The 1355-nt window shown below is 40.7% G+C and carries 1 protein-coding gene; it reads right to left on the reverse strand.

Translation table 11 applies throughout. The features are described from left to right. Positions 1 to 1133 (reverse strand): hypothetical protein (locus FNE76_RS08020; RefSeq protein ID WP_120948837.1); only part of this gene is annotated, 1133 nt, incomplete at its 3' end. Positions 1134 to 1355 lie beyond the last annotated feature (222 nt).

Below are 1355 nucleotides of genomic sequence, written 5' to 3' on the forward strand. Positions count from 1 at the left end.
AAATGTTCTTGCAACGCCAAACAAAGGGCATTTTTAGATCGAAGTGCTTGGAGTTTGTTCTTAGGGTCTAAATACAGGCAAGGAATGGCATCAATGGAGACAAGGCGCATCGCTTTAAGATAGGCGTTTAAATCTGTCCGATTATAGGTCTGGGTTTTGAATACTTGTAGGCAGGCTTGTTGGTGCTTAAAAGAAAGGTATCTGGGGTTTAAACAGAGTGTGGGGTGTTCTTGGAGTTCTTTGGTGTCTATATATTGGGAATTGATGTAAGAATTAGCGTGCAAAAGCAAAAAGGCTATGCGCGTCAGATAGTAGGTAGAAAAAAGCGTATAAGGGTCATCTTTTGTCCCTATAAATTCATCTGTGCTCCCAGCGGCGGTTAGGGCTAGATTGGCCCATACGATGGTGCCCTCTCTTAGACCTTTCCAAAATTTATTGGTAGCAACCATCGCCTTTATGTCGTGTTCTAAATGTTGTAAAAATACGCTTGTGGGTTTGTTACCCAAAAGATTGGGATCGTTGAGATAGAGTTGTAAGGTCTGATTGATATCGCAATCTTGGCAGATTAGTTCCCACAATGCATCACTATTAAGAGAGCGCAGGTAAGCTATGGGGTCTAGGCCTATTTGGTAGGCTTGGATTAAGGGCGTGTAGATGAAGTTAATGCTGTCTAAAAAATCTTGGGCGATCTGCTGGGGCGTGGCTTTATATTTGATCACAGGGCTACAATAATAAGATGAAGAGTTTTCAACCAAGTACAAGAGATGGAGGGATTCAAATTGCTTGAAATTTTTCAAAAACTCCTTTTTTTGTGCATCACCATAGGGTTCGAGTTTTTGCAATAAACCTTGCCCTAAAGGGGTGTCTTTGAGCAAATCTGCCCCAAAATCCACGAGATCAATTGCTGGATTGGATAAGTATTCATCATATTTGCGCATCTCACACCCTACAGCCCCAAACTGCGTTAAGGCATCTAGTTGGGCAGAGACCATATTAGCGCGCATTTTGGTAACGCCTTGGATGAGAGCGGGGAGTGGTGGGTTATCCTCTATTTTAAGTTCTACCTTAAGAATGGGCGACTCTTTAGCAAAACCTAGCACAATCAACAAAACTAATAAAATTAAAGTACGCATAGCAATTCCTTTTAATTTTTTGATTGCACCAACATAGCATAATTTTTGGTTTTAACTGGAGTTTGTTTTGATTACGCTACAACTAAATGCACACTATACCCATTGTCTAAAGCTCAATGCGCTGGAATTTTTAAGATAAGCGAGTTACTTTTGTTCCTTTGTCAAGTGTTTTTGTAATGCCAAGCATAGGGCATTGTTAGATTTAAAGGTTTGGAGTTGGTC

It is taken from the genome of Helicobacter mehlei, from assembly GCF_007280785.1.
GTDB classification, from domain to species: domain Bacteria; phylum Campylobacterota; class Campylobacteria; order Campylobacterales; family Helicobacteraceae; genus Helicobacter; species Helicobacter mehlei.